Origin of the sequence: Caballeronia choica, from assembly GCF_001544535.1 — a bacterium.
Classification (GTDB): domain Bacteria; phylum Pseudomonadota; class Gammaproteobacteria; order Burkholderiales; family Burkholderiaceae; genus Caballeronia; species Caballeronia choica.
Window position 1 is genome coordinate 80,929 of the sequence record NZ_FCON02000023.1, and the last position, 6,601, is coordinate 87,529.

The 6,601-nt window shown below is 63.9% G+C and carries 3 protein-coding genes and 2 pseudogenes; 4 read left to right on the forward strand and 1 reads right to left on the reverse strand.

The genetic code is table 11. The annotated features are described in order from the left end of the window. Window positions 1–45: 45 nt before the first annotated feature. On the reverse strand, window positions 46–732 hold the full coding sequence (locus tag AWB68_RS13370) for an orotate phosphoribosyltransferase (protein WP_087644826.1): 687 nt from the start codon (window positions 730–732) through the stop codon (window positions 46–48). A 298-nt stretch (window positions 733–1,030) separates the two neighbouring features. Here AWB68_RS13370 and AWB68_RS13375 point away from each other — a divergent pair, with 298 nt between their 5' ends. The 4 genes and pseudogenes from AWB68_RS13375 to AWB68_RS51075 form a co-directional block, all read left to right on the forward strand. Further along, window positions 1,031–2,272 (forward strand): MFS transporter, encoded by a 1,242-nt coding sequence (locus tag AWB68_RS13375; protein WP_087644827.1) that lies wholly within the window; start codon window positions 1,031–1,033, stop codon window positions 2,270–2,272. 295 nt (window positions 2,273–2,567) lie between these two features. Then, a complete protein-coding gene (locus tag AWB68_RS13380; RefSeq protein ID WP_087644828.1) occupies window positions 2,568–4,847 on the forward strand; it encodes an NADP-dependent malic enzyme in 2,280 nt (759 codons plus the stop codon). A 351-nt stretch (window positions 4,848–5,198) separates the two neighbouring features. After that, window positions 5,199–5,327 (forward strand): annotated as a pseudogene (locus AWB68_RS51375) (ESPR domain-containing protein); the annotation flags it as partial. Between the two features lie 180 nt (window positions 5,328–5,507). Then, window positions 5,508–6,601, forward strand: a pseudogene (locus tag AWB68_RS51075) (YadA-like family protein); the annotation flags it as partial.

Consider the following 6,601-nt stretch of genomic DNA (forward strand, 5'->3'; position numbering starts at 1 on the left):
GGAATAATCCCAGCGGCTTTTTTCGTGACGCGATTCAAACAGCGTTTATTGCGGTGCAGCCGTCGCCCCGCCATGCGCCGCCGACCATTCGGCCGGCGCATGCAGGAATTTTTCGACTTCGTCGAGCGTCTTCGTCTCGAAATAGCCCGACTCCTTGGCGACGCGCAGCACGTCCCACCACGTGGCGAGCGCGTGCAAGTCGACGTCGATGTCCTTCAGCACCGACACGCTTTCCTTGAAGATGTTGTAGTGGAACAGCACGAAGCAGTGGTTCACCGTCGCGCCCGCCGTGCGCAGCGCGTTGATGAAGTTGATCTTGCTGCGGCTGTCGGTGGTCAGGTCCTCGACCAGCAGCACGCGCTGGCCTTCGGTCAGCAGACCTTCGATCTGCGCGTTGCGCCCGAAGCCCTTCGGCTTCTTGCGCACGTACTGCATCGGCACCATCAGCCGGTCGGAGAGCCACGCCGCGAACGGGATGCCGGCGGTCTCACCGCCCGCGACCGCGTCGATCTGCTCGTAGCCGATGTCGCGCAGGATGGTGGCTTCGGCCATGTCCATCAGGCCGCGTCGCACGCGCGGATACGAAATCAGCTTGCGGCAGTCGATATAGACCGGGCTCGCCCAGCCGGACGTGAAGATGTACGGTTTTTCCGCGTTGAAGTGCACCGCCTGCACTTCCAGGAGCATCTTGGCGGTGGTGTCGGAGATCGTCTGGCGATCGTTGCCTTTCATGGGCGAATCCTTGGACTTTGAGTGGCGCAGAGCGCGGAGGCGGCCCGTGGGCCCGTGGCGCAGCGTGTCTCGCGGGACGAGGGCCGGAGAGTCCGGGCGTGTCCGACGTTTGCTGCGCGCGTAGCCCGCGATTTTACCCGACCGGGCGCCGCTGAGCGAGCGCCGGGCGGCGTTCGGCGCCGCTGGATCAACGCGACGAAGCGGGATTTTTCGCGAGTTGTGAGCGTCCGGCGCGACACGTACACTCGCGACATTTCTTCTTTCCTGGCGCCCATTCGGCACGCGCGCGCCTCTCCCGATGACTCCTGCGTCCCCCTCGACTGTTACCGCGAGCGCCACGCCGAATCGCCATGCCGTGCGCGCGCTCGTCGCCTCGATGCTCGGCTACGCGATGGACGGCTTCGACCTGCTGATCCTCGGTTTCATGCTGCCCGCGATCGCCGCCGACCTGCATCTCACGTCGACGCAGGCGGGTTCGCTCGTCACCTGGACGCTGATCGGCGCCGTGGCGGGCGGCCTGATCTTCGGCACGCTGTCCGATTACTTCGGCCGCGTGAAGATGCTGAGCTGGACGATTCTCCTGTTCGCCGTCTTCACCGGCCTGTGCGCGCTTGCACAGGGCTTCGGCGATCTGCTGTTCTACCGGACGATCGCGGGCATCGGGCTTGGCGGCGAGTTCGGAATCGGCATGGCGCTGGTTGCCGAGGCGTGGCCGGCGGCGCAGCGCGCGCGGGCGTCGTCATATGTCGGGTTGGGCTGGCAGGCCGGTGTGCTGGCCGCCGCGCTGCTGACGCCGCTCCTGCTGCCGCTGATCGGCTGGCGCGGGATGTTCGCGGTCGGATTGCTGCCGGCGATCGTGTCGTTTGCCGTGCGGCGGCGCGTGGAAGAGCCTGCGATCTTCACCGAACGCGTCACCGCCGGTCCGAACGCCGGCCGCGCGCTCCCGCTGAAACGTCTGTTCGACGACGCCCGCACCGCGCGCGCGAGTCTCGGCGTCGTGATCCTGTGCTCGGTGCAGAATTTCGGCTACTACGGTCTGATGATCTGGCTGCCGAGCTATCTCTCGACGACATTCGGCTATTCGCTCACGAAGTCCGGCCTCTGGACCGCCGCGACCGTGCTCGGCATGGCGCTCGGCATCTGGCTGTTCGGCATCGCCGCCGACCGCTTCGGCCGCAAGCCCGCGTTCCTCGCGTACCAGACGGGCGCCGTCGTGATGGTGTTCGTCTACGCGAACCTGACGACGCCTTTCGCGCTCCTGATCGGCGGCGCGGTGACGGGCGTGTTCGTGAACGGGATGATCGGCGGCTATGGCGCGCTGATCTCCGAGCTGTATCCGACCGAGGCGCGCGCAACCGCGCAAAACGTGCTGTTCAACATCGGACGCGCGGTCGGCGGCTTCGGGCCGGTCGCGGTGGGCGCGCTCGCGGCGCGCTATTCGTTCGCGGCGGCGCTGGCGCTGCTCGCGTCGATCTACCTGCTCGACATCCTCGCGACCCTCTTTCTCATCCCCGAACGACGCGGCGCCGAATTGCAGTGAACATCGCTCCAGGAAGGCGCATCGCGCGGGCTTTCGTCGAACGAAAGCCCGCTGGGTAAGGGTTTCGCACAGCGATTTCCGGCGATTGCTGCTTCGCGTCAATCGATGCGCGGGGTGTACACTAATTCTCCCAAAAAAAGCCCCGTCCGCCGCTGTCATCCACATCGGCGAGATGCCGCGCCTACGAGGCGTGCCGGGTGGCGCCGTACGATCGATCCATCGATTTACACCCCGCGGCTGCGACGCCGGCAGCGAGGCCCTTACTCGAAAAATTTCCAACGTCTCTAGGCTAATCATGGACGAACAACTGAAGCAAAGCGCCCTCGCTTATCACCAGAACCCGAAGCCCGGCAAGATCTCGGTCACGCCGACCAAGCCGCTCTCCAACCAGCTCGACCTCTCGCTCGCGTATTCGCCGGGCGTCGCGGCCGCGTGCATGGCGATCTTCGACGAACCGCTCGACGCGCAGAAGTACACTTCGCGCGCAAACCTCGTCGGCGTGATCACGAACGGCACGGCCGTGCTCGGCCTCGGCAACATCGGGCCGCTCGCGGCCAAGCCGGTGATGGAAGGCAAGGGGTGTCTCTTCAAGAAGTTCGCGGGCATCGACGTGTTCGACATCGAACTCGCCGAGACCGACCCGGACAAGCTCGTCGAAGCGATCGCGATGCTCGAGCCGACGCTCGGCGGCATTAACCTCGAGGACATCAAGGCGCCCGAGTGCTTCTACATCGAGAAGAAGCTGCGCGAGCGCATGAAGATTCCCGTCTTCCACGACGACCAGCACGGCACGGCGATCATCGCATCGGCGGCGATCCTGAACGGCCTGAAAGTGGTCGGCAAGAAGCTCGAGGAAGTGAAGCTCGTGTGCTCGGGCGCGGGCGCGGCGGCGATCGCCTGTCTTGATCTGCTGGTCGACCTGGGGCTGAAGAAGTCGAACACGCTGGCGGTCGATTCGAAGGGCGTGATCTACGAAGGGCGCGGCAACCTGGACGCCTCGAAGGAGCGCTATCAGGTGAACACCGACGCGCGCACGCTCGCCGACGCGATGCACGGCTGCGACGTGTTCCTCGGCTGTTCGAGCGCGGGTGTACTGAAGCCGGAAATGGTCGCGACCATGGCCGACAAGCCGCTGATCCTCGCGCTCGCCAATCCGGAGCCGGAAATCCGCCCGGAGGACGCGAAGAAGGTGCGCCCGGACTGCATCATCGCGACGGGCCGTTCGGACTATCCGAACCAGGTCAACAACGTGCTGTGCTTCCCGTTCATCTTCCGCGGCGCGCTCGACGTCGGCGCCACCACGATCACGGAAGCGATGAAGCTCGCGTGCGTGCGCGCGATCGCGGAACTCGCGGAAGAAACCGATCAGGGCGATGAAGTCGCGAAGGCCTACGAAGGCCATACGCTCGAATTCGGCCCGGAATACCTGATTCCGAAGCCGTTCGATCCGCGCCTCATCATCAAGATCGCGCCGGCTGTCGCGCAGGCCGCGATGGATTCGGGCGTGGCGACGCGTCCGATCAAGGACATGGACGCGTATCGCGAAGAACTCGGCACGACCGTGTACCGCACGGGCATGGTGATGCGGCCGGTGTTCCAGGCGGCGAAGTCGGCGCCCGCGCGCATCGCGTTCGCGGAAGGCGAGGATGAGCGCGTGCTGCGCGCCGCGCAATTCGTGCTGCTGGAGAAGATCGCGAAGCCGATCATCATCGGCCGGCCGGCGGTCGTCGAGATGCGGCTGAAGAAGATGGGCTCGAAGCTGAAACCGGGCACCGACTTCGAGATCGTCAACCCCGAGGACGATCCGCGCTATCAAAAGAGCTGGCAGGAGTATCACAGCATCGCGGCGCGCCAGGGCGTGACGCCGGAGAGCGCGAAGGCGGCGCTGCGCAAGTTCAACACGCTGATCGGCGCGATCCTGGTTCACACGGGCGATGCCGACGGCATGATCTGCGGCCTCATCGACACCTATCAGGACCACCTGAAGTTCATCGAGCAGGTGTTGGGCAAGGCGAAGGGCGTGCAGAACTTCGCCGCGATGAACCTGCTGATGCTGCCGGGCCGCAATCTCTTCATCAGCGATACGTACGTCAACGAAGTGCCGACGCCTGAGCAACTCGCCGACATGACGGTTCTCGCGGCGAGCCAGATCGAGAAGTTCGGGATTCAGCCGAAGGTGGCGCTCGTGTCGAACTCGAACTTTGGCAGCGTGCCGACGGCATCGGCGAAGCGCATGGCCGATGCGCGCAAGCTGATCGCGGAACGTGCGCCGCACCTGGAAGTCGATGGCGAGATGCACGGCGACGCGGCGTTGTCGGAAGCGGTGCGCAAGGCATCGTTCCCCGGCACGACGCTGCACGGTGAGGCGAACCTGCTGATCATGCCGAACGTAGAAGCGGCGAACATCACGTACAACCTGCTCAAGATGGTGAGCGGCGAAGGCGTGACAGTCGGGCCGTTCCTGCTCGGAACCGACAAGCCGGTGCATATCCTGACGCCCGCCGCGACGGTCAGGCGGATCATCAACATGACGGCGGTGGCGTCGGCGGGAGCGCGGGTGGGGAAGGCGATGTGAACGCGGCGGACTGCTTCGGCATCCCGATGACCTATTGATGATTGACTGAAAGCAGCAAAATGGCGACCCGGTTATGCCGGGTCGCTTTTTTTGCGCGTGCGTTTTTGCTCGGAGAAGAAACGCAATCCCCCGTCAGGTTTTTGCGATCGGTGGCGCGATAGTTTGCGATCCTTACAACACAAATTATCTGATTAGGAAAAATCTGGTTCGAATTGCTGTTTCCGCTGCGTAGAGTCCGGGGTCGTTCCCTTATAAAAGCGTGGGTCCGATTTGCTTCGGGGTATTGAACGGCATCCCGCGCCGATCCGACACGCGTCAGGTCTGCCACGACAACTCTCGCAGGATTTCAGCATGAACAGGTTTTTCAAATCGATTTGGAGCGACGCCCTGGGCGTCTGGGTTGCAACGTCGGAACTGAGCGCCGCGCGCGGGAAACGAAGTGCGAGATCGGTTAGGAAGGGCGTGGTAAGCGCCGTGCTGATCCTGGCGGCTGGCGGAGCGACTGCTGAGGTGGTAGCGATCGGAAAGCCCCTGGCGGTCGGTGCCAACGCGGCCACCAGCGGCAACTATATATTATTCGGAACAAATGTCGGTACTGATGGGGCCAATTCCATCGTGATGGGAGTTAATACCAGCAGTGATGCGGCCAATTCCGTGGCGATGGGCGTTAATGCCAAGACTGACGCTGCTTCGACAGACAGCTTCAACTTCGGCGGTGTGCTGACCAATGCAGCGGGCGGTGTGGCGATCGGGTCCGGGGCATCGGTGACGGCGGCCAATTCCGTCGCGCTTGGCGCAGGATCGGTTGCGGGCCGCGCGAACACGGTAGCTGTCGGCAATCGTCAGATCACGGACGTTGTGGCGGGTACGTCAGATCTGGACGCGGTGAACCTGAAGCAATTGAAGGACGTTAGCGGCAGCGTGGCGGATGCCCTGGGTGGCGCGGCGGGGGTCGATCCGGTGACCGGCAAGGTAACTCAACCTACGTACACGGTAAGCAAGAAGCCGCTGCACACGGTCGGGGACGCGATCGCGGCGCTGGACACTGGCCTCGATAACGCCGTGCAATATGACGACGGCGCCAAGACTTCGGTCACGCTGAAGGGCGCGGGTGGTACGCAGATTCACCAGGTGGCCGCAGGCACGGTTGACTTGGACGCAGTGAACCTGAAGCAGTTGAAGGACGCGGGCCTGAAAACGGACCCGTCGGGCGTCGCGACGAACGCCTTCGTCGCGTACGACGACAAGACGAAGAAGGACTCGGTGACGTTGGAAGGTACGAGTGGCACGCAGATTCACAACGTGAACGCGGGTACGGTGGACAAGGATGCGGTCAACCTGAAGCAGTTGAAAGATGCCGGCTTGGTAGTAGGCCCGAGCGGCGAAGTGAAGAACGCGTTCGTCGCGTACGACACAGCGGCGAAGGACAAGGTTTCGCTTGGCGGCACGGGCGCGCACGAAGTCACGCTGACGAACGTTAAAGCGGGCGCGGCCGATCTGGACGCGGTGAACCTTAAACAGTTGAAGGACGCGGGTCTGACGGTCGGCCCGAGCGGAGAAGTGAAGAACGCATTCGTCGCGTATGACACAACAGCGAAGGACAAGGTCTCGCTTGGCGGCACTGGCGCGCACGAAGTCACGCTGACGAATGTTAAAGCGGGCGCGGCCGATCTGGACGCGGTGAACCTTAAACAGTTGAAGGACGCGGGTCTGACGGTCGGCCCGAGCGGCGACGTGAAGAACGCGTTCGTCGC